The sequence below is a fragment of the bacterium genome (assembly GCA_031082185.1).
GTDB lineage: Bacteria > Sysuimicrobiota > Sysuimicrobiia > Sysuimicrobiales > Humicultoraceae > VGFA01.
In genome coordinates, this window is the sequence record JAVHLI010000009.1 from 1 (window position 1) to 26,825 (window position 26,825).

The following is a 26,825-nucleotide window of genomic DNA, read 5'->3' on the forward strand; positions in this document are numbered from 1 at the left end:
CCTCCGGAGGGTACCCAAAGAAAGTACACAGAGTACCGTACACTACCCATGCCGGAGGTATGTTTGACGGTCATCGTGACCGATGCTACCATGAGTGCGGTTTTCTCAGTTCCGGATCGGGTATCTGGGGCGCGGCCGCGCCCGCGATCTCCCACGGGAGGAGCGCATGGTTACCCCGCCACAGCGGGTTCTTGTCCCATCAGCGAGACCCGCGTCCGTAGAGAAGGCGATTGACGTTCTGGACCGACTGCCCGGCGGCAGCGTCGTTCTCACCAAGGTCGAGACGCTGCTCAACTGGAGCCGTGCCTGTAGCCTGTGGCCGCTGGGCTTTGGGCTGGCGTGCTGCGCGATCGAGATGATGGCCGCCTTTGCAGGCCGGTTCGATCTCGACCGCATGGGCGTGATACCCCGGGCGACGCCTCGCCAGGCCGACCTGATGATCGTGGCGGGGCGCTGCACGCTCAAGATGGCGCCGATCACGCGCCGGCTGTGGGAGCAGATGCCCGAGCCCAAGTACGTGATCTCGATGGGGTCGTGCGCGAACTGCGGCGGTCCGTTCTACTACGACAACTACTCGATCCTCAAAGGCATTGACCAGATCATTCCCGTGGACGTCTACATTCCGGGCTGCCCGCCGCGGCCGGAGGCTCTAATCGAGGGGATCCTCAAGCTTCAGGAGAAGATAAAGGCCGGGCCGTTTCTCCGCCGCTCCACGGCGGAGACGGCCTGAGGACGGGCCGGTACGATGGCGCTGCGCACAGAAGAGCTGATGCTCAATATGGGCCCTCAGCACCCCAGCACGCACGGGGTGCTGCGTCTGCTGATAACCCTCGACGGCGAGAACATCGTGGACGCCAGGCCGTACATCGGCTACCTGCACTCTTCCGTCGAGAAGATGATGGAGCATCGGACCTACCTCCAGAACGTGGCGCTCGCAGACCGCGGGTTGGACTACCTGACGGCACTGGCCAACGAGGAGGCCTACCTGCTGGCCGTCGAGCGGCTCGGCGGGATCGAGGTTCCCCCGCGGGCCCGCTGGATCCGCACGCTCATGTTGGAGCTCCAGCGAATCTCCAGTCACCTGGTTTGGCTGGGAACCTGGGGGAACGATCTCGGGGCCACGACGGTGTTTCTCTACTGCTTTCGAGAGCGTGAACGCATCCTGGACCTGTTCGAGCAGGTCACCGGCGGGCGGCTGCACTATGTGTACTTTCGCCCTGGTGGCGTTGGCCGGGACCTTCCGGCGGGCTGGACGGACCGGGTCCTGGAGTACTGCGATGAGTTTCCCGGTCACCTGCAGGAGTACAGCGACCTGCTCACCGGGAATCCGATCTTCCTGGCACGGGTGCAGGGCGTGGGGGTTCTACCAAAGGACGTCGCCATCAACATGGGCGCGTGCGGTCCGGTGGCCCGCGCCTCCGGGGTTCCGTTTGACGTCCGCAAGACCTTTCCTTACGAGGTCTACGGAGAGGTGGAGTTCGACGTCCCGGTTCAGGACGCCGGCGACTGCTTCGCGCGGTACCTGGTGCGCATGGAGGAGATGCGGCAGAGCGTGCGCATCGTCCGACAGGCGATTGAGCGCCTGCCGGAGGGGGAGGTCCGCGCCAAGGTTCCGGTGGCTGTCAAGCTGCCGCGGGGCGAGATCTACGCGCGCACCGAGTCCCCACGCGGGGATCTGGGAGTCTACCTGGTGAGCGAGGGGACCGACCGGCCCTACCGGGTCAAGGTCCGCGCGCCGTCGTTTTCCAACCTCTACGCACTCGCTGAGATGATGCGCGGCTGGAAGGTGGCGGACGTCATCGCCATCCTGGGAACGGCAGACATCGTCCTTTCGGACGTGGATCGGTAGGTCGAACATGGCAGAAATCGCGGTACGCGCGTGGGATGCGGTGGTCGGTCTGGCAACCGGGCTGCGGGTAACGCTGCGGGCCCTGGGAGCCAAGAAGAACACCGTGCAGTATCCGATCGAGAGACTTGACGTTTCCCCGAACTGGCACGGTCTCCTGGCCCTGCCGCTGGATCCCGCGACGGGAAAGGACAAGTGCATCATCTGCTTCCAGTGCGAGCGCGTCTGTCCCGATCGGTGCATCCACATCGAGGCGGTAGGCAAGGGAAAGGAGCGCCAGCTCACCCGCTTTGACATCGAGATGGACAAGTGCTGTTACTGTGCTCTGTGCGTCGAGGTCTGCCCGACCGAGGCGATCGTGTTCGTGCCGTGCTACGAGGCCAGCGCGCGGGATCGGAGCAGACTGCTCTACGATCTCGATGATCTCCATCGGTCGGACTCCAAGGAGCCGGTTGCGCGCGGGATATTCTCGGTGGGAGGACGTTCGTGAGCTGGGAGCTCGTCGAGCATCTGAAGGCCCGCTTTCCCGAGGTGGAGCCCTTCCCGCGCGGGGAACCGTCCCCGGCGGAGGAGCCCCCGGCGCACAAGCACGACGCCGCGAAGGCGCCGGTCCACCATGTGCCGGGTGCAGTGGTGCCCGCGGGGCGTCTGATGGAGATCTGCCGCGTGGTGCGGGACGAGGCGCCGTTCCTGCTGGACTACTGCTCGCTCGTGACCGGCGTGGACCGTCCCGAGGCCGGGCAGATCGAGGTGGTCTACCATCTCTTCTCGATGACCGCTCATCACGAGCTGCTGCTGAAGGTAAGGGTACCGCGCGACGACCCTCGCCTGCCCAGCGTCAGAGGAATCTGGAGCGCGGCAAACTGGCACGAGCGGGAAGCCTACGACCTTTTCGGGATCGTATTTGACGGCCATCCCGACCTCCGGCGGATTATGATGGCCGAAGACTGGGTCGGGTACCCATTGCGCAAGGACTATGTCTACGAGGATCCGCAGTGGCTGGTGGATATGGTAGAACAGCGCCGGCGCGAGGCCGGTTTGTCCTGAACCGCCGCGAGTTCCTCTCCACGCTGGGTCTGGCAGCCGCGGCCCTGGCCGGGGCAGAGGGGTTGATCGTGCGTTCCTCCCTCACCCGGGTGCAGGCCGCAGCCGCGGCGCAGTTACTCGAGGTAACGCCCACCGACAAATTCTTCGTCATCAGCAAGAACCCGCTCGGTCGCGATCCCAGGGTCGGTGTTGAGGGATGGGCCCTGGAGATCACGGGACTGGTCGGCAGGCCCATCAGGCTGACCTACGAGCAAATCCGCGCGATGCCCCATGTTGTCCGGCACCATACCCTGGAGTGCATCAGCAACAACGTCGGCGGCAATCTCATCGGCAACGCGCTGTGGCGCGGCGTCCGGTTCCGCGACCTGATAGCCTCCGCCGGTGGGGTGGGCGCCGGGGCCATCAGGTTTGCGCTGCGCTGCGCGGACGGATACAGTGAAGGCCTTCCGGTCGTGGAGGCGATGCATCCTGATGCGATGCTCGCGTACGAGATGAACGGCCAACGGTTGTCCCCCTCGCACGGATTCCCGGTCCGGCTGCTGGTCCCCGGCCTGTACGGGATGAAGAATACAAAGTGGCTTACGAAGATCGAGGCGGTCTCCACCCAGTTCACGGGTTACTGGCAGGCGTCGGGGTGGAGCGACGAGGCGGTGGTGAAGACGACCTCGATGTTCCGTCTGCCCGGTCAGCGGCCGGTGAGGGTGGGCGGGGTGGAGTTGGGAGGCGTGGCATATGCCGGGGACCGCGGGATTGCGGAGGTCCAGGTCAGCACCAACGGTGGCAGGACCTGGGCGAGGGCCGAGGTGAAGAAACCGTTGGGCCCACACACCTGGGTGTTGTGGGCGGCGCTGTGGAGGCCAACCCGGCCCGGCGAGTACGCGCTGCAGGTGCGCGCGCGCGACGCCGGCGGGGTGATGCAGACGGCCGTGGAGGCACCCCCGGCGCCCGACGGCGCCAGCGGATACCATGCGGTGCGCGTTAGGGTGAATCCGACGTGAAGTCGAATCCTTATGATCTCGTAGTCATCGGCGGAGGTCCGGCCGGGTACGTCGGCGCGATCCGAGCAGCACAACTGGGGCTGCGCACAGCGGTCGTCGAGCGCCACAAGCTGGGCGGCGTCTGCCTTCACTACGGCTGCGTCCCCACCAAGGTGTTGCTGCACACCGCCGAGCTGGTAGAGAAGCTGAAGAAGGCCCAGGCTTTGGGGATCGAGACCGGGCCGGTGCGCGTGGACTACGCACGCCTGCAGAAGCGCAAGGCGACCGTGGTGGAAGGCCTGTACAAGGGCGTTCAGTACCTGATGCGCAAGTACAAGATTGACGTCCTTGAGGGTACCGGCAGTCTGTTGGGCCGTACCCGCATCGGCGTGGCGTCCACTGACGGCTCCGAAACCGAGATCGAGGCCAAGCACGCGCTCCTGGCGACCGGGTCCGCGCCCCGGAGCGTTCCCGGGGTCGTCCTGGATAACGAGCGCGTGCTCGACAGCACCGGCGCACTGGCGCTAGCCGAGGTGCCCAGGACGATCGCGATCCTCGGCGCCGGCGCGATCGGCGTGGAGTTCGCCAGCCTTTTCGCCGCGCTGGGCAGCGAGGTTACCTTGATCGAGCTTCTCCCGACCCTGCTCCCACTGGAGGACCCCGAAATAGGACGGACCATGGAGCGGCTGTTCGCGCGGAGGGGAATGAGGATCCACACGGGCGCCACCGCCGGTGGCGTTGCCCGCTCCGGCGACGGGTTGGCCATCACGCTGAACCGCGGAGGGGAGACAACAGGCGTGGAGGCCGACTACCTGCTCGTGGCGGTGGGCCGGGGTCCGGTCACGGACGGCCTGGGGCTGGAGACGGTCGGCGTCGAGACGCAGAAGGGCGCCGTTGTGGTGGACGCCCAACTGCGCACCTCCGTGCCCGAGATATACGCGGTAGGCGACGTCATCGCCCGCCCGTTCCGGCTGGCGCACGTTGCCTCCGACGAAGCGATCCACGCGGTTGAAACGATCGCCGGTGTCGAAAGCAGGTCCATAGATTACCAGGCCGTCCCGCGGCCCACATTCTCAATACCCCAGGTATCCTCGATGGGGCTTTCAGAGCAGCAGGCGCAGGATGCCGGACATGAGGTCAAGGTCGGGCGCTTCGCCTTCCAGGCCAACAGCAAGGCGACGATCGAGGGTGAGCGCGATGGGTTCGTCAAAGTGGTGACGGACCGCCGGACCGGCGAAATCCTGGGCACACACATGCTGGGCCCTGCGGTCACAGAGCTGCTGGCGGAAGGGGTACTTGCGAGGCACCTGGAGGGAACGGTGGTGGAGCTGGGCGGCGCGATCCACGCGCACCCAACGCTCTCTGAGGCTATGAGGGAGGCGGCGCTGGACGCGTTGGGAAAGGCCGTGCATGGGTAGCCGGCGCCCCCCGTGGCTGAAGGTCCGCCTGCCTGGAGGCGAAAACTTCGCCGACCTGACCCGGATCATGCGACGCGGAGGGATGCACACCGTCTGCGAGGAGGCCCGGTGCCCCAACATCGGCGAGTGCTGGGACCGCCGGACCGCGACGTTCCTCATTCTGGGTGATACCTGCACCCGCCGCTGCCGGTACTGCGCGGTTGTCCACGGGAGGCCCGGCGCGCCGGATGAGGGCGAGCCCGAGCGGGTCGCCGACGCGGCCGCCGCCATGGGCCTGCGCCACGCGGTTGTGACCTCGGTGAACCGTGACGATCTAAAGGATGGCGGCGCGGGCATCTACGCCGCCACGATCCGCGCCATGCGCCACAGACTCCCCGATTGTACCGTGGAGGTGCTCGTTCCCGACTTCAATGGCGACCCCGAAGCGCTGCGCGCTGTCCTGGAGGCCAACCCGGAGATCCTGGGGCACAATCTGGAGGCCGTGCGCAGGGTGTTTGGGGGCGTGCGGCCCGGCGGCAACTACGACCGGTCCGTCGAACTGCTCCGACGGTGCAGGGAGTGGGGGTACAACTCGTTTACCAAGAGCGGCATCATCGTTGGTATGGGAGAAACCGAGGACGAGCTGCTGGAGGCAATGGACGACCTGCGGGCGGTGGACTGCGACGTGCTGACATTGGGTCAGTACCTGCAGCCGGGAGGCGGCTTCCTGCCGATTGCCCGCTACTACACTCCCGAAGAGTTCGCCGCCCTGCGCGAAGAGGGCCTGCGCCGCGGATTCAGGTACGTGGAGGCCGGTCCTCTTGTGCGCTCCTCCTATAGGGCCGACGCGCAGGCGCAGGCGGTGCGCCGCCGTTGCTGAACGAGGAGCAGCTCGCCCGCTACTCCAGGCAGTTGATCCTCGAGGAGGTGGGGATCTCCGGCCAGCGCCGCCTGCTCGATGGCAGGGTCCTGGTAGTGGGCGCGGGCGGGCTGGGCTCGCCGGCAGCGCTCTACCTGACCGCGGCCGGTGTGGGTACCATCGGGATCGTGGACGGCGATCGGGTGGACAGCTCCAACCTTCACCGTCAGCTTCTCCACCGCACGCGCGATCTCGGCTGCCCCAAGACCGAGTCCGCCGCGCGAACCCTCGAGGAGATCAATCCAGGTATCACCGTGGTGACGTTCCCGACGGTGCTCTCCTCGGCCAACGCCCTCGAGATCATCGGCCAGTTTGACGTGGTGGTCAACGGCAGCGACAACTTCCCCACGCGCTACCTGATCAACGACGCGTGCGTGCTGCTCCGCAGGCCGCTTGTGGACGCCAGCGTCTTGAGGTGGGAGGGCCAGGCCACGGTCTACCTACCTGGGCGCGGTTGCTACCGCTGCCTGTTTCCCACCCCGCCTCCTCCGGGTGCGGTGCCCTCCTGTGCCGAGGCCGGCGTCATCGGCGCGGTGGCCGGGCACATGGGTACCATCCAGGCCATCGAGACGGTAAAACTGCTGCTCGGCGTCGGTGAGAGCTTGGCCAACCGATTGCTGTTGGTGGACGCGCTCGCCGGCGAGACGCGCGCCGTCCGGTGGCGCCGGAATCCGGAATGCCCGGTCTGCGGAGATCACCCGACGATCACGGCGCTGATTGAGTACGAGGAGTTCTGCGGCCTGCCGGGCCGGCCGCACGCGTCGGCCACGGCCGTCGCCCCTGATCCGGTCGCCGAGGTGGATCCGCACGAGGCCAGTCTGATGCTCGAGCAGGGAGCCCAGTTGATAGACGTGCGCGAGCCCTGGGAGTGGACTTCTTCCCGCATACCCGGCGCCCGACTCATTCCGGTGGCAGAGGTGTCCATGCGTGCATCGGAGATCGACCCGAACCGGCCCGTGATCGTGCTGTGCGCGGTCGGGGGCCGCAGCGCCGGGGTGGTCGAGGTGCTCCGCAAGGCAGGCTATGCTCGGGTCTACAACCTGGCAGGCGGAATCATCGCGTGGGCGAATCTCGGCCTGCCCACCGAGACCGGCCCGGGACAGGGATAGTCCGGGCCGAGGGTGGCTGAACAGTGCGACAGGCGGTTCTGAGAGCGCCACGTGTGCTTGACCTGGTAGAGGTGGCCGTGCCATCGCCTGGCCCGGGCGAGGTGGTCGTGCGCATAAGAGCCGCGCTGACCTGCGGCACCGATCTCAAGACCTACCGGAGAGGGCATCCCCGGGTTGCATTTGGGCCCTTCGGCCACGAGGCGGCCGGGGACATCGCCGCCGTGGGCAAGGGTGTCGAGGGGTTTGCGTTAGGGCAGCCGGTGGCGTTCGTGCACACCGCCGGGTGCGGGCGGTGCGAGCCGTGCCGGCGCGGGCATGAGAACCTGTGCGCGACCCTCTTCGCTGAGATCGCGCTCGGCGCCTACGGTGACTTCCTGCGCCTGCCGGCGCGTATCGTAAGCCGGCACCTCTTCCCAAAGCCGGAGGGCCTGTCCTACCTTGAGGCGGCGTTCCTCGAGCCGCTGGCCTGCGTCGTCCATGCCTGGGAGCGGCTGGAACCGGTCGCCGGTGCGTCGGTGGCCGTGATCGGTTTGGGACCGATCGGTCTGCTGCACGTTCATGAAGCGCGGCGCCGAGGTCACGAGGTGATCGCGGTGGGGCGCCGGCCGACTGGGCTGGCGCTTGCCGAGCGGGCAGGGGCGGGCCACGTATTGGATTCCTCGACGGCCGAGGTCGGTCAGGCGCTGCGCACCCTGACAGGCGGAGGGCCCGACCTGGTCATCGAGTGCACCGGCTCCCCCGATGTCTGGAACGCTGCGCCTGACTGGTCTGCGCCTGGAGGCCGAGTCCTGCTCTTCGGCGGGCTTCCGGGCGAAAGCCGAGTGGCGTTCGATGCCACTCGGCTCCACTATGGCGAGGTGGATCTCGTCAGTGCCTTCCACTACCGTACCGCGAACGTCCGGCAGGCGCTTCATCTCCTGGCCACCGGCGCGGTGAGGCCATTTGACATGATCACCGGTGAGCGGCCCCTGGGCGCCATTGGTGAGGTCTTTGAAGACCTGGACCGCGGGGTCGGGACCAAGTACGCGGTTCTGCCCGAGGGTGAGGCGTGACGATGGCGCCTCCGGCGACCGCGCTCGCCGCGGTCTTTCACGGACCAGGGGATCTGCGGTTGGAGGAGGTGGTGGTTCCTTCGCCCGGCCCCGGCGAGTTGCTGATCCGCATCACCGCATGCGGGCTCTGCACGGGCGAGATCATGGACTGGTACCTTGCCCGCAAGGCTCCGGTGCCCCTGGGCCACGAGCCGGTGGGCGTGGTGGTTGAAGCCGGACCCGGAGCGGCGTTTCGCCCGGGAGAGCGGGTCTTCGTGCACCATCACGCGCCCTGCATGTCCTGCCGGGCCTGCCGCCGCGGTGATCACGTACACTGTCCGGCCTGGGCGCCACGGCGTCTGATACCGGGCGGTCTGGCGACGCTGGCGCTGGCCCAGGCCCCGGCGGTTACCGCCGACACCCTGCGCCTGCCGCCGGAGCTATCCGACGATGCCGCCACCTTCGTCGAGCCACTTGCCACTGTTGTCAAGTCCATACGCCGCGCCAGGATCCGGGATGGCGACCGCATCCTCATGATAGGGATGGGCGTGATGGGTCTTCTGCACCTGCTGGCCCTGCGCGCGATGGCCGCGCCATCGGTTCTGATCGGCGCCGACCGGCTCCCGGCGCGCGCGGCGATCGCGGCCCGGTATGCCGACGTGGTGGCCGACACCTCACGACAGAGCTTGGGCGAGGTGGTGCGCGAGGCAACCGGCGGAGATGGCGCGGACGTAGCGATAATCGGCCCGGGCACGGTTGAGGCATTGGAGGCCGGCTGCGGCAGTCTTGCGGCCGGCGGGACCCTGGTGGTCTTCGCTCCTACGCCGCCGGAGGCGCGATGGCCGCTGCCGGTTCATGACCTCTACTTCAAGGAGATAACAATCACGCCGACCTATTCCGCGGGTCCGGAGGATACGCGCGAGGCGCTGCGCCTGCTCGCAGCCGGTCTGCAGGTTGAACCTCTCGTGACGCACCGCTTCCCGCTTTCGGAGGCAGGGGAGGGGTACCGCCTGCTGCGTGAGGCCGGAGCCGCCCTCAAGGTGGTGGTGCGGCCGTGAAGCCGCTTGTCGCGCGCTTCGATCCTGCGCGGTTCCGCTGGAAGGGGTTTCCCTCGGTTCCCTACAAGGCGACCGCCCGCGGGCCACTGGCATGGCGCGGGGTCGAGCGGTTTGTGCTGGTAGGCGAGAGGGACGAGCCCGCGGCCTTCCAACTGCGGTACTTCGAGATCGCTCCTGGCGGCTACTCGTCGCTGGAGCAGCACCGCCACGCGCACGCGGTGCTCGTCCTGCGCGGCCGTGGCAGAGTACGCATAGGCAACGCCGAGCACAGGGTTGGAGCCATGGACTTCATCTTCATACCTCCTGGGACACCCCACCAGTTCCGGGCAGGCAAGGAGCCCTTTGGGTTCCTCTGCCCGGTGGATGCGGTACGCGATCGGCCCAGGCCGGTGCGTACGTCTCTTCCGAAGGCGGCGGCTGCGAAGCGCGCCCCAAGACGCCTTGCACGGCCGGCCTCGCGCCGCTATGATTAGTAAGTACATTCGTCAACAATGCCCCCGGAGGCAGACATGACAGATCAGGCGAGCACTGAGCAGCCCGACCAGAGCCTGCAGAGCAGGGTGGAGCGGGTGCTGGATACCATCCGGCCCTACATCCAGGGCGACGGCGGCGACATCGAGCTGGTGGGTGTGGCCGACGGCATCGTGCAGGTACGCCTGGTAGGCGCGTGCGTGGGGTGCATGCACGCTATGATGACGTTGCAGTCAGGGATCGAGCGAATGGTGAAGCAGGAGATCCCAGAAATCCGTGGGGTGGAAGCGGTCCCCTTCTAGCCGGTCGATGGATTGCTCGGACGGGCCCCCCATGACACGCATGCGGGGGTCTTTTCTTGCGGCAACAGGTGAGGAACCATGACGACGCCCTGGACGCAGGTTCTGCGGAAGATAGACGACTGGCGGTGGGAGCTCCCGGTTAGCTACAAGCCGGGCATGCGCGTCCCCGGCCTGATCTATGCCGACGAGCGCATGCTGCGCGCCATGGCCGAGGAGCAGGCCATCGAGCAGGTTGCCAATGTGGCGACGCTGCCGGGCATCGTCGGGAGGTCGCTTGCGATGCCCGACATCCACTGGGGCTACGGGTTCCCGGTGGGAGGCGTGGCGGCGTTTGATCTCGAGGAAGGTATCATCTCACCCGGCGGGGTAGGTTACGACATAAACTGCCTCCCCGGAGACGCACGGGTGCTCCACGAGTTTGGCTATCAGCAGGCGATCGCGGCCTTTCGCGACCGCTGGCCCGACGAGCGGATCAAGTGCGTCAACCCACACACCGAGGTGAGGGACACAGAGATCCTGGCGTTCATCACCTCTCCCACACCGACGGCCAGGATGTTCAGGCTTTTGACCGAATCGGGTCGGGAGATTCGGGCCACCGCCGATCATCCGTTCCTGACGCCCGACGGCATGATTCCGGTGGGGGATCTCGCCCAGGGCCAGCATGTCTCGGTGTACCCGTTTGAAGGCGTTCCCTACGAGGCGCCCCCGAGTGACGTTCTGGTTACCGAAGAGGACGTTCGCCTATCCTACCCAGGGCACGCCAACGGGTTGACCCAGGTGCTCGGGGTCCTCCGCCGTAAGGGCCTCCTGCCGTTGAGGATGGATCACCCAGCGCTGCCTTATCTCATCAAGCTGATGGGGTTCACGCAGGGAGATGGCAGCCTGCAGCTTCGCAGCGGTGGAGGCTCCCTGCTCGCCTGCTATGCGAAGGTTGAAGATCTCGAGACCATCCGGCAGGATGTTGCGGCCGCAGGCTTCACGCCCTCGCGCATCTACCAACGTCATAGATCGCACGCCATCGAGACAGGGTATGGCCGCGTCGAGTTCGAGCACACGGAGTCGTGCATCCATGTGGGGTCAACGGCCCTCGCGATGCTTCTTCGCTGCCTGGGCACAACCGCAGGCGCGAAGGCGATCCAGGATTTCGATGTGCCGGCATGGCTCAATTGTGCGCCCCGCTGGATGAAACGTCTCTACCTGGCAGCGCTCTTCGGCGCTGAGCTCACCAGCCCCAGTACGGTGACAGGGCATCCCTACAACTTCACCGGACCGGTCCTTTCTATGAACAAGCGTGCGGGCGTTGTGGAAAGTGGACGGCGGTATCTTGAGGGGATTCGGACCCTGATGCTCGATTTCGGCGTGGAGAGCGCCTTGCTGGCTGAGCGCGAGGAACACGTGAGCCGGACGGGTGAAGCCTCGATCCGCCTCAGGCTGCAGATCTCCAGTCAGCCAGCGAACCTGGTCCGGTTCTGGAGCACCATCGGGTTCGAGTACAATCGCCGAAAGCAGTACCTGGCGTGTGTCGCTGCTCAATACCTGCGTCTCAAGATGGCGTATCCTGATTTCTGGACGTTCATTGAGTTGGCGACCCGGGGCCTGGGTGAGACAGGACAGGTCTGGGACAGAATCGTTCACAACGAGCAGGTTCCTTTTGATGGTCCGGTATATGACTTCACCGTCAAGGATGCGAACCACAATTTTATCGCAGACTCGTTCGTTGTTTCTAACTGCGGCGTCAGGCTGCTGCGGACCGACCTCACCGAGGACGAGGTCCGGCCTCATCTGGCCACCCTGGTTGACGCCCTGTACAACGCCGTTCCCTCGGGCGTTGGGGTCGGCGGTCGGGTAAAGGTCGGGATGGGAGAGATTGACGAGGTGCTCGCGAAGGGCGCCCGCTGGGCGGTAGCGCGCGGGTACGGCACGGCCGGTGATCTGGAGGTGACCGAGGCCGGTGGAGCCCTGGAGCAGGCCGATCCCGCATCGGTCAGCGGCGAGGCCAAGCAGCGCGGCCGCGGGCAGGTAGGCACGCTCGGTTCGGGGAACCACTTCCTGGAGATTCAGGTAGTGGATCAGGTATTCGATGCGTCCGCCGCATCGGTCCTGGGGATTGGGGAGCCCGGCCAGATTGTCGTGTTTGTCCACACTGGGTCGCGGGGGCTGGGACACCAGGTTTGCACCGACTACCTGCGCGTCTGCGAGCGCGCCTCGAGCCGTCACGGTATCCACCTGGTGGACCGGCAGCTTGCATGCGTGCCGCTGCGGTCTCCAGAGGGAGAGCGGTACTTCGGCGCGATGAGCGGGGCGGCCAACTTCGCGTGGGCCAACCGGCAGCTCATCACGCACTGGGTGCGCGAGGCATTTGAGCGGGTGCTGGGTCAGTCGTGGGAACGCCTGGGCCTTCGCTTGGTCTATGACGTGGCCCACAACATTGGGAAGATCGAGACACACGAGGTGGACGGTGGGCAGCGCCGCGTCTGCGTGCACCGCAAGGGCGCCACGCGCGCCTTTCCGGCCGGACATCCCGAGGTCCCTGCCCGATACCGCGGGGTCGGCCAGCCGGTGTTCATCCCCGGCGACATGGGGCGGTACTCGTTCGTGGCCATCGGGGCCGAAGGCGCGATGCGCGAGACCTTCGGTTCCACCTGCCACGGTGCCGGACGTTTGCTCGGCCGCAAGGCCGCGGTTCGCCACCTCGCAGGGCGGGACGTCAGCGACGAGCTGCGCAGGGCAGGCATCATCGTCCGCTCCCGGGACCGGAGCCTGCTGGCCGAGGAAGCACCGGAGGCATACAAGGACGTTGCCGACGTCGTGGCCATCTGCCATGCCGCGGGGTTGAGCCACCGGGTCGCTCGGATGCGCCCGATCGGCGTGGTGAAGGGGTAGCTCGGGACAGGAGGAGCATGGTGCAGACGCTTGCCACCGAGGAGCAGCGGCTTGTCCACCGGACGATAAGGGAGCTCGCGCGGGAGGAGCTGCGGCCGCACGCAGCGATCTGGGACCGCGAGGGGCGTTTCCCCGTTGAACTTGTTCCCCGGCTGGCCGGCCTGGGGCTGCTGGGCATGACCGTACCCGTTGACCACGGCGGGTCCGGTCTGGATGCGGTGACCATTGCAACCACCATCGAAGCGCTGGCCTGGGGCGATGGGGGCGTCGCGCTGTCGGTCGCGGCGCACAACTCGCTGTGCACGGGGCACATCGCCGCGTTCGGCAACGAGGTCCAGCGCCGCAGGTTCCTGCCGCGCCTGGCCGGCGGGGAGGCGCTGGGTGCATGGTGCCTGACCGAGCCCAACGCCGGCAGCGACGCCGCGGCGATCAAGACACGCGCCGAGCGCCACGGCGATCGCTGGGTTATGAACGGCACCAAGGTCTTCGTTACCAACGGCAGCTTAGCCGGGGTCTACGTGGTCATGGCGGTGACCGCGCCCGGGGCTGGGAGGAAGGGGATCAGTGCCTTCGTGGTCGAGCGCGGCACCCCGGGGTTGGAGATCGGCCGCAAAGAGGACAAGCTCGGGGTCCGCAGCAGCGATACCTGCGAGGTTCACCTCGCGGACTGCGGGGTGCCGGACGAGCACCTCCTTGGGGAGGCCGGAGACGGCTACTCCCAGGTGATGCGCGTGCTGGAGCGGGGCCGCATCGGGATCGCAGCCATGGCGGTAGGCATCGGGAACGCCGCGCTTGACGCCAGCCTGGCGTACGCCCAGGAGCGCACCGCCTACGGCCGGCCGATCGCCGATCTGCAGGCAATCCAGTTCATGCTGGCCGACATGGCCACCGAACTGGACGCCGCCTGGCTGCTGACCGAGCACGCCGCGGAACTGGCCGACCGAGGCCAGCCGTTTCGCCGCCAGGCCTCGATGGCGAAGCTCTACGCCTCGGAGGCCGCGGCGCGGGCCGCCTCCCGCGCGGTGCAGATCCACGGCGGGTACGGGTTCACCAAGGACTATCCCGTGGAACGCTTTTACCGCGACGTGAAGCTGTGCGAGATCGGTGAGGGCACAAGCGAGGTCCAGCGGGCGATCATCTCCAAGTCTGTCCTTGCGGACTCCGGGCGGTAACAGGAGGTGCCTGGATTGATACGCGCCGAGGGACATCGGGTAATCCGGGCCCCGGTGCAGCGTGTCTGGCAGTTGCTGAGCCGGCTCGAATCACACCCGCGGTTCACCGGCATCTGGATGGCCGCGCACCTGATAGACCGGTCTCCTGCAGCCCCGCTGGTGGAGTTGCGTGGGTTCTTCGGGGGCCTGCCGGTCGCGTCGGTGCAGAGGTTCTCGCTGAAGCCCCCTGGCCGGATCGAGTTCAGGCAGGTGCGCGGGACGTTCCTGGAGCTGGCCGGAGCGTACATCATAAGGGACGCCGACGGCGAGACGGATCTTGTCGTGCAGTTGGCGGTGGACCCCGGCATCGCGCTTTTCTCCGAGGCGGCGGTGCGCCAGGTCCTGGCAGGCCACATCGAGGGCACGCTGGTTAGGATCAAGGCTTCGGCCGAGCGAGACTCGGTGCGCCCATCCCCCCGGCGCGGGCGGTCGCCTGCCGCCGGGGCGCCTGCGATGGTCGAAGAAGCCGGTGCCGGCATCATGCCTGAGGTCGAAGAGGAACCGGAGGGCGCCGTGGAGCCGCCGGCCGCACCAAGTGTGCCCGGTGCCGCGCCCGGTGCCGCGCCCGGTGCCGCGCGGCCTGCCGACGTCAGGGGACGGCGCCGCCGGCGGCGCCGTCCCAAGGCACGAGGCCAGCCCCCGCCTGCGCAGGGCACGTAGGAACGCGCTACACTCAAATCAAGGGAGGAACACGATGACCAGCCGCCAGAGCAGGCCCACACGAGAGCAGATCCTGGAGGCCCTTCGCGACGTGCAGGATCCCGAGCTTCACAGGAGCATCGTAGAGCTGAACATGGTTCGGGAGATTGCCGTGGAGGGCGGACGGGTGACCGTGGAGGTGCTGCTTACCATCAGCGGCTGTCCACTCAGGGAGACAATCGCCAAGGCGGTGACAGAGCGGATTCGGGCCGTGCCCGGAGTCAGCGATGTGGAGGTCCGGCTCGGGGTGATGGACCAAGAGCAGCGTCAGGCACTGGTGAGGCAGCTGCACGGCGGCGAACCCCCTGCCTCGCCGGACGGCGAGACGCCTCCCCCCAGAAAGCAGGGACTGCTCGCCGAAGGCTCGACCACGCGGGTGATCGCGATCGCCAGCGGAAAGGGCGGCGTGGGGAAGTCCACCGTCACCGTGAACCTGGCAGTGGCGATGGCGCTCGACGGCCGGCGCGTGGGCGTGATTGACGCCGACATCTACGGTTTCTCAATCCCTCGGATGCTGGGCGTCACCGGACAGCCGACCGCCATAGACCAGATGTTGATCCCGCTTGAAAGCGACGGCATCCGTGTAATGTCCATAGGGTTCCTGCTGCCCGATGATTCAGAGGCGGTGGTCTGGAGGGGCCCGATGCTGCACAGGGCCCTGGTCACGTTCATCTCCGATGTGCACTGGGGCGACGACCTGGAGTACCTGCTGATTGACCTGCCACCCGGGACCGGGGACGTTTCGCTTACGATCGCGCAGACGCTACCCCGCTCCAGCATGCTGATCGTGACCACCCCGCAGCCCGCAGCCGTGAGCGTGGCAAGGCGCGCCGCGAAGATGGCCGAACTGGTCAACATGGAGGTCATCGGCGTGGTTGAGAACATGTCGGGGTTCTCGCCGGCGCCCGGGGCGCCAACCGTTGACCTGTTCGGTAGGGGCGGCGGGCAGCGCCTGGCCGAGATCCTGGGTGTCCCGCTTCTGGGGGAGATCCCCATTGATTTGGCCCTGCGCGAGAGCGGTGACAGCGGGCTGCCGCTAGTTAGGACCCATCCGGACAGCCCTGCCTCGAAGGTGCTGCGTGAGGTGGCCCGGAGGGTTGTGGCGCGGCTTCCGGTTGCCACCCGATAAGGAGAGGGTCCCTTAAGGAGGAGAGGAATGGGGCGAAAGAGCCTTCCACCTACGACCTTGCTCTTTCCAACACCGGTTGTCTTAGTGACCTGTGTGGATGAAAAGGGAAAACCCAATATCATCACGCTGGCCTGGGCAGGAGTGGTCAATTCCGAGCCTCCCATGATCGGCATTTCCATCAGGCCGGAACGATATTCGCATGGTTGCATAAAAGGGATGAGGGAATTTGTGGTCAATCTTCCCTCGGAGGAGATGGTCAGAGGGGTTGATGCCTGCGGGGTGGTCTCGGGAAGAAAGACGGATAAATTTGATCTGACGGGATGGAAAGCCGTTCCAGCGGAGAAGGTGAAGGCGCCATTGATCGACGAATGCCCGGTTCAAATGGAGTGTAAAGTCAAACAGGTCATCTCCCTCGGAAGCCACGATCTCTTCCTCGGCGAGGTCGTTGCCCTCCATGTGAAGGAGGAAGTGCAGGAGGAAAGGGGCCGGATCGATATCCTAAAAGCCCTTCCACTGGCCTACTGTCCGGGCGCGCGGGAGTACTGGAGCCTCGGAAGACCCCTCGGCCATTATGGTTTTACCAAAGGCAGACCATGATCGTCGGGATTGACTACAGCGGACGGCTTCAGCGGGCGCAGATTGATCGTGACTGACCGCTGGCGGGCCCTGGTGCCGGCTGCGACCTCGGTGCTGCTTGTGGCGCTGCTGCTCGCGGCACCTTCCCGGGCCGCGCTCGCGCAGGGCACGGCTGCGGAGTGGCCGGCCCTGGTCCGGCGGTTCGAGCAGCAGGTCCAGCAGACCCCAGGAGATCCAAGCGCCCGGTTTACGCTCGCGATGCTCTACGCGCGCAATGGGCGAGTCCTGGACGGTTTCAAGCAGCTTCAGGAGGCCGATCAAGCGATCGGTTCTCCTGCCGGCCGTCCGGCGCTGGCGCGGCAGATCGTCACCGAGGCGGAGGGGCTGCTGATCCGGAACCGTCATGATCTGCTCGCCCGGTACCGGTTGGCTTTTGCACGCTACTTCCTGGGAGAGCATCCGGCTGCCGCGGCCGAGTTCGAGCGTATCGTCGTGCTCGATCCGCGGAACGACTGGGGCTACGGTTATCTTGGGCAGGGGTACGCCAACCTGGGGCAGTTAGACCGCGCGATCGCAACGTGGGAGAGGGGACTCGCGGTCAATCCCAGGAACGCGGCGCTCCACTACATGCTGGGCCTAAGCTATACCCGCAAAGGGGACAAGAAGAAAGCCGCCGCCCATCTGGCCGCGGCGTATCGCGACCGGACGCTCTACGACTACATCACGCGGAACCCCCAATGAGACCGCCGGTGAGTGCCGCGCGCGCCACGCTCTTCGCTCTTGCCGCGGCGACGCTCTGGCTCGGGACGGTCCCAGGGCTAGCCGCACCCTCTGCCGCAGCGCCGGCCGCCACGCCGGCACCGGCGTCATCCCCGCGGCTTCTGGTGACCGCGGACGAGTTGCACGCCGACGTCCCAGCCCGCGTGGTGACGGCCGCGGGTCGGGTGCGCATCACCGACGGCACCACGACGGCCACCGCAGCGCGGGCGACCCTATACCATGGGGAAGGGCGCGGGGTCCTGACCGGCCGGGCAAAGGTGGTCACCCCTCAGGGCGTGCTCGAGGGCGCCGAGATCACGGTCCACTACACCACATCGGCGATCACCCGCATCGTAGCGCGTGGGAAGGCCAGCCTGGATATCGAGAACAGTCTGGTCACTGCCGCCCAAGTGACCATAGTGCCGGAGACGGACACCGTCACCGCCTCGGGCGAGGTCACTTTCTTCACGCCGCCCGATCTGATTGCCACCGGCGCGAGGCTGGTCTACCGCCGCACGCGCGGGGAGGCAGTCCTGGAGGGCCGCGCCCGCGTGCAGAGCCGGGACGGATTCGTCCAGTGTGAGCGGATTGAGGCCTTTGGCCGCTGGGAGCGATTGAAAGCCACTGGGGGCGTGCACGCGGTCCTACGCGACATTGAGGTCCGAAGCGCGGCAGCGGAGGTCTTCATGGCGGAGCGCAAGGCCGTCTTCGGCGGCGAGGTGAAACTGACACAGGCGGGCCGCCTCCTGACGACCGAGAAGCTGACGGTCTGGTACGCGGCCGGACGATTCGTGGCGGAAGGCCAGACCAGGGCGCGGATAGAAACAACACCCTGACAGATACACCGGCGCCACACCGCGGCCCGGGTGGGGAGGTACCACCATGACCACAGCGCGCACCAAGAGACCGCAGCTTGATTCAATGTCGCTCGCGCACGGCAAGCGCGCGCGACTGTACCGCCTGCTGTACCAGTACGGACCCGGGCAGGGCACCATGCTCATTCTCCCTGTGGACCAGGGTCTCGAACACGGCCCGGTGGATTTCCTTCCCAACCCGCCGAGCGAGAACCCGGAGTTCCAGATACGACTGGCGATTGACGGCGGCTACTCCGCCATCGCATTCCACTACGGCATCGCCGCGCGCTACCTGGCTTCCAACGCCGGCAAGATCCCGCTCATACTCAAGATCAACGGCAGCACGAGCATTCCGCCTTCGGACCGGGCGTTCTCGGGGATGACCGCGCGGGTCGAGGACGCGGTCCGGCTCGATGCCGCCGCGGTCGGCTACACCCTCTACGTGGGTTCTCCCCGACAGGACGAGGACTTCGCTCAACTGGCCGAGGTGCGCGCGGAGTGCGACCGCTACGGAATGCCCCTGGTCGTCTGGTCGTATCCCAGAGGCGAGGCGATCGAGAAGAAGGGCGGTCGCGACAGTTTGTTCGCCGTGGACTACGCCGCGCGCGTGGCGACCGAGCTCGGCGCCGACGTTATCAAGCTCAACGTCCCGGTTTTCGATCAGAAGTCCAAGGAAGGCTCGCCCAAACCCTACAACGGCATAATTCTAGAGTACCGCGAGGCAGTGGAAAAGGTCGTGCGCAGCGCAGGGCAGGCGTTCGTGCTGTTCAGCGGCGGCGGCAAGATCGGCGATGCGGATCTGCTTGAGAAGGCAAGACTCGTGATGCAGGCCGGCGCCACCGGGCTCATCTTCGGCCGGAACATGTGGCAGCGTCCGATGGCCGAGGCGCTGCGCATCACCGCGGAGATCAAGCGCCTGATGCTGGAGGAGTAGGACCGATGCAGGCCGTTCACATCCACCAGCACGGAGGCCCGGAGGTTTTGGTCTACGAGGCGGCTCCGGATCCGGTACCCGGGCCGACCGACGTCCTCGTCGCCGTAAGGGCGGCCGCGCTTAACCACATTGACCTGTGGGTCAGGCGCGGTCTGCCCAGGCTGCGGCTGCGTTTTCCCCACATCCTGGGCGCCGACGTGGCCGGTGTGGTGGCAGGCATCGGCGATCGCGCCACCGGCGTGGCCGTCGGTGACGAGGTGATGATCTCGCCCGGGGTTTCGTGCGGGCAGTGTCCGGCCTGCATCTGTGGCCGCGACACGTTGTGCGACTCGTTCTCGATTCTGGGGGAGCACATCCCGGGCGGCTACGCCGAGTTCGTTGCCGTTCCCCGCGTGAACGTGCTGCCCAAGCCCTCCCACCTGAGCTTCGAGGAGGCCGCGGCCGTACCCCTGGTCTTCCTGACCGCCTGGAACATGCTTGTTACCAACGGGCGTATCAGGATGGGCGAGACTGTGCTGATCTGGGGTGCGGGCAGCGGTGTGGGCAGCGCCGGGGTGCAGATCGCGCGGCAGTTCGGGGCCCGGGTGATCGCCACCGCCGGCGCGGACTGGAAGCTGGACCGCGCCAGGGAGCTGGGCGCCCACGAGGTGGTCAACCACTCTGAGCAGGACGTCTACGAGGAAGTGCGCCGCCTGACCGACCGGCGGGGAGTGGATGTGGTGTTCGACCACGTGGGCAAGGCCACCTGGGAGATCAGTCTAAGGTCGCTGGCGCGCGGGGGCCGGCTGGTGACCTGCGGTGCCACGACGGGTGCCGACGGGACCACCGACATCCGGTACATCTTCGGCCGGCAACTGGCGATCCACGGGACCTGGGTGGGCACCAAGCGTGAGATGCTCGAGGTGATGCGGCTGGTCGAAACAGGGGGCGTGCGTCCGGTGGTGCATGCGGTGCTGCCGCTGGCGCAGGCCGCGGAAGCCCACCGCATGCTGGAGCGCCGCGAACAGTTCGGGAAGGTCGTGTTGGTGCCCTAGGGTTCTGGAGCCGCCGGTGGGGTGGTGGGTTCTTCCTCCCCGATCCACTCGGCGCCGCCGGTCCAGATCTCCTTCTTCCATATCGGGACGGTCTGCTTGAGGGCGTCAATGGCGAAACGGCCGGCCTCGAACGCCTCGCGGCGGTGTGGCGCGGCCACCGCGATGGCGACGCTGATCTCGCCGATTGCGAGCGTGCCCAGGCGGTGAACGATGGCGATGCGTGCACCCCAGCGTTCGGCCGCCTGCTGTGCGATGCGGGCCATCTCGGTCCGCGCGAGCGCCTCGTACGCCTCGTACTCCAGACGCTCGACGTCGCGGCCGCGCGAGTGGTCCCGGACCGTGCCGAGGAACAGCACGGCCGCGCCCGCGCCCGGGTGGCGCACCGAGTCGAGCACCGCTTCCACGCGGATGGGGTTCCTTACCAGTTCGATGAGAGAGCCGCCGCTGACCGGTGCCAGCAGCGCAACGCGGTCGCCGTCGGCCAGGGCGCTGTCCCCCGGCACTACCGTGTCGTTGATCGCCACTGTGGTCGGGCGCGGCATGCGGCTGAGTTTCGGATACTCGGCGGCGAGGATGGCCCAGACTCCGCCGGCCGTGGTGCCGTCCGGGACCGCAAGCTGAACGGTTGGGGTGCCCACGGCTTCCCTGTGGGCGGCGAATAGAGAGACGGTGATCTGCATGGGGTCGTCAGAACCGGTTCACGCGCATCGTAGCACGCGTCCCCCCGTGCCGCAAGGATGGTGCTGCGCGCAGATCCGCGATCCGTACGCTGCCCCCGGGGCCTACCACAAGGCCCAGCTGCACTGCCACAGCCGCCGCTCCGACGGCCAGTTCGAGCCCGCCGATCTGGCCCGCCGATACCGTGACGCCGGGTACAGTTTCATGTGCCTCACCGACCATGACCGAGTGACGCGCTGCGATGAGGTGAACGACGGTTCGTTCCTGGCTCTGCCGGGGGTCGAGGAGACGATAGTCCGCTGTGTGCCGCCGCTGGGACCGCACCTGGGCCGCCTGCTGGTTGACCAGGTGCTGGGTTCCGGGTCTGCCCAGGACCGCATCACGCGCACCCTGGCCTGCGGCGGAATACCGTGCCTGGAGCATCCGTCCTGGACCGGTAACCTGTGGACCGGCGCATGGGCGGCCGAGACGATGGCAGCTCTGCCCGGGCCTTTTCTGGTTGAGATCTGGAACCCACACTCGAATCCAGATGAGGACCTACGCCGTTGGGCCCGCGCCGCCTGGGCGCACGGCCCGGAGGGGCGCATCGGCGCGGTAGCCGGCGACGACTGCCACCTCCTGCCCCAGTTCGACCGCGGCTGGGTGATGGTGAAGGTGGAGACGATCACGGCCGACGCCCTGCGCGCCGCGCTGCTTTCCGGGGCATTCTACGCCAGCACAGGCGTGGAAGCCGATTTCGGCGTCGTGGGCGATGCGATTGAGGCGCGCAGCGCCGCCGACGAGGTGCACTTGTTCGATGCCGCGGGCGGCCAGCGCGCCGCGTTCCGTGGGGGCGAAGGCCGCTACACGCCTACTGGAGACGAAGGGTTCGTGCGGGTGGAGTGCCGGGCCGGGCCGGCACGGGCATGGAGCCAGGCATTCTGGGTGAGCGCGCAGCCGTGATTCTCGGCGTCTCGGTGCTCCTACGGCAGGAAGGCAGGCTTCTGTTCGAGGTTCAGAAGCCCGAGAGGTGGACACACACGCCCGGAGGAGGGGTCATCATCGGGATAGGCTGCGTCGGTGGACGCGTCGAGCCGGGTGAGTCCGCGGTCGAGGCGCTTCAGAGGGAGGCGCTGGAGGAGATCGGCTGTACTATCCTCCTGGACAGACCGGCAGAGCCCTTCTCCGTGGGTGCGGATGGCGCTGTGAGGCCTCGCCGGCCTGAGGAGGTTCCGGAGGGAGCGCTGTTCCTCTGGGAGGGATCCGGGCCCGGTTTCATCGAGGGCGGTCAGGTCGCGGTCTTCTCGGGGACACCTGCTGGCCCGCTTAACCTCGGTGACCTCCCCGCCGTCATCGGCATGAGCCATGAGACACTCCTGGAGTGCGGTCACCATCCCCTGACCATTGAGATCGTGCTTGCCCGCGGAGGGACGATCGAGGAGCGGCAGGCCGTCCCGCGGGTCGCGCGGCTGGCACCGGTGGACACGGCGGAAGTTGTGGTCGCGTTGCCTGATGAGTTCAGGCGCCGCGCGCTTCGCCGCTAACGTACACGTTGGTCGAGCATCTCAAGTAGGGCCGCGCTGATGCGCGCGGAGCCGCCCGGCGGTCCCATGCGCGCCCGCCCCACCGCGCCACGCCGCCCCCGCTCGTCCGGATCGCGGAGCAACCGCACTGCGGCTGCGGCCGCCTCATGCCAGTTGCGGGTGGGAATGAGGGCCTCGCCCAGGAGCCGGCGCTGCATCTGAAGGAAGGCGGGAGTAAACTGCGTGCCCGGGCCGGGGAATGCCACCACCGGCCTGCCCAGCCCTACGGCCTGCTCGTTGGCGGTCCCCGCCATCCCGATGACGACGCTGGCTCTTACCACCGCGTCTGCGAACGCGCTGGTGAGGACAAGGTGCGCGCCGCCGACGGTCACGCCGCCGACCGCCGCGCCGTCCTCGTGGGGTTCTTCCTGGGGGAGGTGGCGTAGAACATCCTCGACGGCGACGGTCGGCGCCACTGCCAGAAGGAATCGGACGCCCGGTTCCTCCGCAGCGATCGCCTGCGCGGCCTGCGCGAGTAGCGCGGCGTTTCCAGGCGCGTCGGCGCGGCTCCCCGGCAGCAGTGCCACCACCTGCGTGTCGGGGGACAGGCCGAACGTCTCACCCGCGCCCTCGACCAGGTCCATCATCACGTTGCCCAGCGCGACCGACTGCAGCCCCATCGCGGCCAGGGCTTCAGCCGTGTCGGGATCGCGCGCGAAGATCCGGCTGGCACGGCCGCGCATCACCCAGGTGGCCAGCGTGCCGAACTCGCAGATCCGCACCGAATCGGCGGTGGAAACGAACGCCACCTGGCGAGAGGCTCCCGAGGCCATCCACAGGCAGTAGGCGTCACCGACCGCCACGACAAGGTCGTGCCTGCCGCGCTGGGCCGCCAGCGTCCGCCTCTGCCCAAGCCACAGCCCGATCAGGCCGGCGGCCAGATCGGCGCCCAGCCCCCTCAGCCCGCTGCGCATCGAGAACCCGCCGCTGGGCATCGTCCGTCGGGGGTCCAGCAGCGGGACCTCGGGAGGATAGGCCCCTGTGCCGACCAGCGGATAGCCCGTCACGTCTGCGCCCGCAACCTGCAGGCGGCCGCCTATGGCCGCGGCGATCAGGTCCTCGCCGATGCCGTTGCTGATGAAGAGCACCCGCCGCGTCATCGCCGCCGCCGGCGCGCGTCGAAGACGCCCTCGTAGAACGACCGCCACAGCAGGTGGCTGAAGATTTCGCTGCACACGATGGTCAGCCCGGCACGCTCGGCGAGCCGTAGGATCGGGAGCAGCGCGACGGTCACGAGCCCGCTGCGGTAGACGAGCCACTTGAGCGGCAGCAGCACCGGCAGGATCTCCAGGAACGTCCCAAGGTGCCAGTTGCGGCCGTGCTTCTCCCAGAAGTAGACCGCGCCCTCCCCGGCCTGCCGAAGTTTCTCCCGGGCCTCCTCGAGCGTCTGGATATGGTAGTGGTACGCTACCGCCGTGTGCTCGTACCGCAGCGTGACCCCGTGACGCACCAGGCGAAACGCCAGCTCGATGTCCTCCCACCCATACCCCTGGAACCCTTCGTCGAATCCGCCGCCGTGCCTGAACGCATCCGCGTTCACGGAGAAGTTGCGAGTGATCACGTGGTACGGCGACAGCCCTTCCCGCCTACGAATGGTGACGTCGGGCATCACGTTACAGGCCCTCATGTACATGGTGGTCAGGCTGTCGGGATGCTGGACCGATCGGCCCTGAACGCCCAGCGCGCCTCCGTTCGCGTGGTGCGCCAGGTGCGCAGAGACGAGCCCGGGTGTCGCCCAGATGTCGGCATCCAAGAACAGCAGCGCACGGCCTCGGGCCTCGGCGGCACCCAGGTTACGCGCGGCCGCGCGGCCGCGGTTCGCCTGGCGGAGAACGCGGATCGGCACAGATCCCAGGCTTTCTTCGAGGCCGTCCGTGGATCCATCGTTCGAACCGTCGTCCACGATTACTATCTCGAAACGGTCGGGATCGGCATCCTGAGCCTGCAGCGCCTCGATGGCCCTGTGGAGCACCCAGCCACCGTTGTAGGCCGGGATGACGACGCTGATCTCGGGCCCTGAACTCATCGACGTCCTCTAGCCTGCCCGAGCGCGAGCAGCGCTGCGAAGCCGAAGCCCATGTGGACCGACGCGACCGTCACATCGAAGAGCTGGTGTACGAGTATTGCCACGACAGCCGCAAGGCACGCTGCCCAGAGCCCGTCGGTGCGCGGGTCACCACGGGTGCACGCGATCCGGCGCCAGAGCCCGCCCAGTGCTGCGACGATGAAAGCCAGGAACGCCGCCAACCCGACGAGCCCTGTCTCAGCGGCGAAGTTGAGGTAGAGATTGTGCGCGGTCGTGGGATCCCCCACGATGTCTTCCGGCATATGCCGGGGCCAGGCGCGGTGGAACGTGCCGTAGCCCGTCCCCAGGACCGGATGCGCCCGGGCAATCCGCAGCGCCCCTTCCCACAGGGCCAGACGATCGAGGTTGAACGTCGCGCTGGGAACGGCCTCGATCCTCCGGACCAGCGAGACTCTCCCGGGGCCGATCGCGGCGGTCGCGAGAATCAGCGTGACGAGAAAAAGCACAAGTAGCCCGGCCCGCCTGCGCGGGGCAAGTATCACCATCACCGCCAGGGCCGCCAGGGCCGCCAGGGCCGCAATCCATGCTCCCCGCGACCAGGTGAGCTCCAGAGCAGTCAGCACGACGACGAGTCCTGCGGCGGCGAGGATCCGGACGGGTACCCCTTCCGCGACTGTCCAGATGCCCAGTACGAGGACAGCAGTCGCCGCAAGTGTCGTGCCGAGGGCAGTCGGGAGGAGGAGCGGTGTCGAGGCGCCGATCGGCCAGTAGGGAGCCGAGCGCAGGATTCCCCAGACCGCTGCTAGCAGCCCTCCGGCGGCCCAGGCCGCGACGAGATATCTGATGACCTCTTGTCGGGCCGCTGCAACCCGAGCGACAGAGTACACGCTGATCCACACTGTTAGGCCAAACAGAACCACAAGCCCGGCCGACCACAGCCGCCACTCCGACGCCAGACCTGAAGCAAGGAGGGCGACCATGAGCGCGACTAGGGGACGGTCGAACGCCGTCGGAATCCACGGACGCCGTCCTGAGGCGATGTCCAGGATCATGGCTGCCAGCAACACGGGCATCGCCCACGCGGTATACCCTGCTGGGTACAAGAACACCGCGAGGAGCACGCCGCCCAAGAAGAGCTGATCCAGTGCCCTGGGCGTCACGGTGCCCGCTCGCCAGCGCCCGGCGAGAACGCCGCTCCCAACCCCACGAGGGCGAAGAGCCCCACCGAGATGTGAATGCGCAGCACGGTGCCGTCCACCATCTGGTGCGCCAGCAGCGCGACCAGGGCGGCAAGCACCGTAGCGCTCAACCTGCGCTGCTCGCTGCCCGGCGGCCCCCTGGTGTGCCATCTGGCAACTGCCAGCACCCCTGCGGCCAGGAAGAAGAGAAGCGCCACCAGCCCCACAACGCCGGTCTCAGCAATGGCCTGCAGGAAGAGGTTGTGCGCGAGCGGCGCGTTTGGGACGGCCGCCGTACCTTGCCGGTATCTCTCGTACACGAACTGGAAGGTGGAGAGCCCTGTTCCCAGCAACGGGCGGTCCGCGACCATCCTTGGCACCAGACGCCAGATGGGGATGCGGCTGAACGGACCATCGGCGACGGTGATCTCTTGGATACGATCGGCGTGCCACTCCCAGCGCGGCCCCAGGGCTGGTATCGCTGCAACCATGACGAGCGCGGCCACGAGCAGGCCAGGCCACAGGAGGCGGCGCTCGGTCCGAGCGATCAACACCACCACGCCCATCGCGGCGGCCAGCCAAGCGCCTCGCGACCATGTCAGTGCCAGGCCCGCAGTTACCACGGACAGGCCCGCCAGGCAGAGCAGGCGCCGAAAGCGCGATCCGTCGAGCGAGAGGCCGAGCAGCAGAACTGCGGCGATCGCCAGGGTCGTGCCCAACTCGTTGGGGTTCATGTTGAACACCTGCGCCCGGGCGCCGGGTGCAGACCCAAGCCATGCGATACCGAGCGCGGCTGCGGCCACACCGCCCGCGGCCCAGGCGGCGATGAAGCGCCGGGCAAACGCCGCGTCCTGGCGGGCCGCGAGCACCACCGCGCGCAGCGTGACCGCCGCGCTAAGGCCGAACGCGACCGCTGACCACAGGGCGGTCCCGCGCCATTCCGACCAAAGCCCGGACAGGACCGCGGCGGCCACGAGGCCGAGAAGACTCGCGTCTGCCGGCGTACGGCGCCACGCCGGCTCGCCCGCCATGATCTCGCCTGCCGCAAGGACGAGCAAGAGCAGGAATCCACCTGATGCGAAGCCCACAGAGAAGACGAACGCCGTCAGCAGCAGGAGGGACTCGCGCCAGCGCCACGCTTCCAC

Annotated in this window: 28 protein-coding genes; 23 read left to right on the forward strand and 5 right to left on the reverse strand. The window is 67.4% G+C overall.

Features of this window, described 5'->3' with window-relative positions; genetic code table 11:
- Nucleotides 1-229: 229 nt before the first annotated feature.
- The 21 genes from RDU83_09265 to RDU83_09365 all read left to right on the forward strand — a co-directional run bounded on the left by RDU83_09265 (nucleotide 230) and on the right by RDU83_09365 (nucleotide 20,236).
- The gene (locus RDU83_09265) at nucleotides 230-730 is read left to right on the forward strand and encodes an NADH-quinone oxidoreductase subunit B family protein (GenBank protein MDQ7841199.1); all 501 of its coding nucleotides are present in this window, start codon (nucleotides 230-232) and stop codon (nucleotides 728-730) included.
- A 15-nt stretch (nucleotides 731-745) separates the two neighbouring features.
- Complete coding sequence (locus RDU83_09270) at nucleotides 746-1,849, forward strand: NADH-quinone oxidoreductase subunit D (protein ID MDQ7841200.1); 1,104 nt, start codon at nucleotides 746-748, stop codon at nucleotides 1,847-1,849.
- A 7-nt stretch (nucleotides 1,850-1,856) separates the two neighbouring features.
- Nucleotides 1,857-2,336 carry an NADH-quinone oxidoreductase subunit I gene (locus RDU83_09275; protein ID MDQ7841201.1) on the forward strand — a complete coding sequence of 160 codons (480 nt, stop codon included), beginning with the start codon at nucleotides 1,857-1,859 and terminating at the stop codon, nucleotides 2,334-2,336.
- The gene (locus RDU83_09280) at nucleotides 2,333-2,893 is read left to right on the forward strand and encodes an NADH-quinone oxidoreductase subunit C (GenBank protein MDQ7841202.1); all 561 of its coding nucleotides are present in this window, start codon (nucleotides 2,333-2,335) and stop codon (nucleotides 2,891-2,893) included. The genes RDU83_09275 and RDU83_09280 overlap by 4 nt, the downstream gene beginning before the upstream one ends.
- Nucleotides 2,842-3,891 carry a molybdopterin-dependent oxidoreductase gene (locus RDU83_09285; protein MDQ7841203.1) on the forward strand — a complete coding sequence of 350 codons (1,050 nt, stop codon included), beginning with the start codon at nucleotides 2,842-2,844 and terminating at the stop codon, nucleotides 3,889-3,891. Before RDU83_09280 ends, RDU83_09285 begins: the two co-directional genes overlap by 52 nt.
- On the forward strand, nucleotides 3,888-5,288 hold the full coding sequence (lpdA, locus tag RDU83_09290) for a dihydrolipoyl dehydrogenase (protein MDQ7841204.1): 1,401 nt from the start codon (nucleotides 3,888-3,890) through the stop codon (nucleotides 5,286-5,288). The genes RDU83_09285 and lpdA overlap by 4 nt, the downstream gene beginning before the upstream one ends.
- The gene (gene lipA / locus RDU83_09295; protein ID MDQ7841205.1) at nucleotides 5,281-6,147 is read left to right on the forward strand and encodes a lipoyl synthase; all 867 of its coding nucleotides are present in this window, start codon (nucleotides 5,281-5,283) and stop codon (nucleotides 6,145-6,147) included. Before lpdA ends, lipA begins: the two co-directional genes overlap by 8 nt.
- Entirely contained in the window at nucleotides 6,141-7,295 is a 1,155-nt protein-coding gene (gene moeB, locus RDU83_09300; protein MDQ7841206.1) for a molybdopterin-synthase adenylyltransferase MoeB, read from the forward strand. The genes lipA and moeB overlap by 7 nt, the downstream gene beginning before the upstream one ends.
- Nucleotides 7,296-7,348: 53 nt before the next feature.
- Nucleotides 7,349-8,347, forward strand: coding sequence for a zinc-binding dehydrogenase (locus tag RDU83_09305; GenBank protein ID MDQ7841207.1), 999 nt, complete (start codon nucleotides 7,349-7,351; stop codon nucleotides 8,345-8,347).
- A 2-nt stretch (nucleotides 8,348-8,349) separates the two neighbouring features.
- Nucleotides 8,350-9,384 carry an alcohol dehydrogenase catalytic domain-containing protein gene (locus tag RDU83_09310; GenBank protein MDQ7841208.1) on the forward strand — a complete coding sequence of 345 codons (1,035 nt, stop codon included), beginning with the start codon at nucleotides 8,350-8,352 and terminating at the stop codon, nucleotides 9,382-9,384.
- The gene (locus RDU83_09315) at nucleotides 9,381-9,857 is read left to right on the forward strand and encodes a cupin domain-containing protein (GenBank protein MDQ7841209.1); all 477 of its coding nucleotides are present in this window, start codon (nucleotides 9,381-9,383) and stop codon (nucleotides 9,855-9,857) included. Before RDU83_09310 ends, RDU83_09315 begins: the two co-directional genes overlap by 4 nt.
- A 75-nt stretch (nucleotides 9,858-9,932) precedes the next feature.
- Complete coding sequence (locus RDU83_09320) at nucleotides 9,933-10,157, forward strand: NifU family protein (GenBank protein ID MDQ7841210.1); 225 nt, start codon at nucleotides 9,933-9,935, stop codon at nucleotides 10,155-10,157.
- 78 nt (nucleotides 10,158-10,235) lie between these two features.
- A complete protein-coding gene (locus tag RDU83_09325; GenBank protein MDQ7841211.1) occupies nucleotides 10,236-13,040 on the forward strand; it encodes an RtcB family protein in 2,805 nt (934 codons plus the stop codon).
- 17 nt (nucleotides 13,041-13,057) lie between these two features.
- Nucleotides 13,058-14,212 carry an acyl-CoA dehydrogenase family protein gene (locus RDU83_09330; protein MDQ7841212.1) on the forward strand — a complete coding sequence of 385 codons (1,155 nt, stop codon included), beginning with the start codon at nucleotides 13,058-13,060 and terminating at the stop codon, nucleotides 14,210-14,212.
- A 15-nt stretch (nucleotides 14,213-14,227) separates the two neighbouring features.
- On the forward strand, nucleotides 14,228-14,911 hold the full coding sequence (locus RDU83_09335) for an SRPBCC family protein (GenBank protein MDQ7841213.1): 684 nt from the start codon (nucleotides 14,228-14,230) through the stop codon (nucleotides 14,909-14,911).
- 34 nt (nucleotides 14,912-14,945) lie between these two features.
- Complete coding sequence (locus RDU83_09340) at nucleotides 14,946-16,079, forward strand: Mrp/NBP35 family ATP-binding protein (protein MDQ7841214.1); 1,134 nt, start codon at nucleotides 14,946-14,948, stop codon at nucleotides 16,077-16,079.
- Nucleotides 16,080-16,106: 27 nt separating this feature from the next.
- Nucleotides 16,107-16,676: a flavin reductase family protein gene (locus RDU83_09345; protein MDQ7841215.1), complete on the forward strand. Its 570-nt coding sequence runs from the start codon at nucleotides 16,107-16,109 to the stop codon at nucleotides 16,674-16,676.
- A 48-nt stretch (nucleotides 16,677-16,724) separates the two neighbouring features.
- The gene (locus RDU83_09350) at nucleotides 16,725-17,396 is read left to right on the forward strand and encodes a tetratricopeptide repeat protein (GenBank protein ID MDQ7841216.1); all 672 of its coding nucleotides are present in this window, start codon (nucleotides 16,725-16,727) and stop codon (nucleotides 17,394-17,396) included.
- An 8-nt stretch (nucleotides 17,397-17,404) separates the two neighbouring features.
- Entirely contained in the window at nucleotides 17,405-18,250 is an 846-nt protein-coding gene (locus RDU83_09355) for an LptA/OstA family protein (GenBank protein ID MDQ7841217.1), read from the forward strand.
- A 46-nt stretch (nucleotides 18,251-18,296) separates the two neighbouring features.
- Nucleotides 18,297-19,202, forward strand: coding sequence for a fructose-bisphosphate aldolase (locus RDU83_09360; GenBank protein MDQ7841218.1), 906 nt, complete (start codon nucleotides 18,297-18,299; stop codon nucleotides 19,200-19,202).
- A 5-nt stretch (nucleotides 19,203-19,207) separates the two neighbouring features.
- Nucleotides 19,208-20,236, forward strand: a complete 1,029-nt coding sequence (locus RDU83_09365; GenBank protein MDQ7841219.1) for a zinc-binding dehydrogenase — start codon at nucleotides 19,208-19,210, stop codon at nucleotides 20,234-20,236.
- Here the strand turns inward: RDU83_09365 and RDU83_09370 are convergent.
- Entirely contained in the window at nucleotides 20,233-20,916 is a 684-nt protein-coding gene (locus RDU83_09370; protein ID MDQ7841220.1) for a molybdenum cofactor biosynthesis protein MoaE, read from the reverse strand. The two genes, RDU83_09365 and RDU83_09370, sit on opposite strands and share 4 nt — an antisense overlap.
- Nucleotides 20,917-20,962: 46 nt before the next feature.
- Between RDU83_09370 and RDU83_09375 the strand changes: the two genes are divergently transcribed.
- Both RDU83_09375 and RDU83_09380 read left to right on the forward strand, forming a co-directional pair.
- Nucleotides 20,963-21,856 (forward strand): hypothetical protein, encoded by an 894-nt coding sequence (locus RDU83_09375; protein MDQ7841221.1) that lies wholly within the window; start codon nucleotides 20,963-20,965, stop codon nucleotides 21,854-21,856.
- Entirely contained in the window at nucleotides 21,820-22,437 is a 618-nt protein-coding gene (locus RDU83_09380; GenBank protein ID MDQ7841222.1) for an NUDIX domain-containing protein, read from the forward strand. Before RDU83_09375 ends, RDU83_09380 begins: the two co-directional genes overlap by 37 nt.
- Here RDU83_09380 and RDU83_09385 read toward each other — a convergent pair.
- The 4 genes from RDU83_09385 to RDU83_09400 are packed head-to-tail and all read right to left on the reverse strand — an operon-like array spanning nucleotide 22,434 to nucleotide 26,825.
- Nucleotides 22,434-23,576: a lipid-A-disaccharide synthase-related protein gene (locus tag RDU83_09385; protein MDQ7841223.1), complete on the reverse strand. Its 1,143-nt coding sequence runs from the start codon at nucleotides 23,574-23,576 to the stop codon at nucleotides 22,434-22,436. The genes RDU83_09380 and RDU83_09385 overlap by 4 nt on opposite strands.
- Nucleotides 23,573-24,502: a glycosyltransferase family 2 protein gene (locus RDU83_09390; GenBank protein MDQ7841224.1), complete on the reverse strand. Its 930-nt coding sequence runs from the start codon at nucleotides 24,500-24,502 to the stop codon at nucleotides 23,573-23,575. The genes RDU83_09385 and RDU83_09390 overlap by 4 nt, the downstream gene beginning before the upstream one ends.
- Nucleotides 24,499-25,662, reverse strand: a complete 1,164-nt coding sequence (locus RDU83_09395; protein MDQ7841225.1) for an O-antigen ligase family protein — start codon at nucleotides 25,660-25,662, stop codon at nucleotides 24,499-24,501. Before RDU83_09395 ends, RDU83_09390 begins: the two co-directional genes overlap by 4 nt.
- Nucleotides 25,659-26,825 carry an O-antigen ligase family protein gene (locus RDU83_09400; GenBank protein MDQ7841226.1) on the reverse strand — a complete coding sequence of 389 codons (1,167 nt, stop codon included), beginning with the start codon at nucleotides 26,823-26,825 and terminating at the stop codon, nucleotides 25,659-25,661. Before RDU83_09400 ends, RDU83_09395 begins: the two co-directional genes overlap by 4 nt.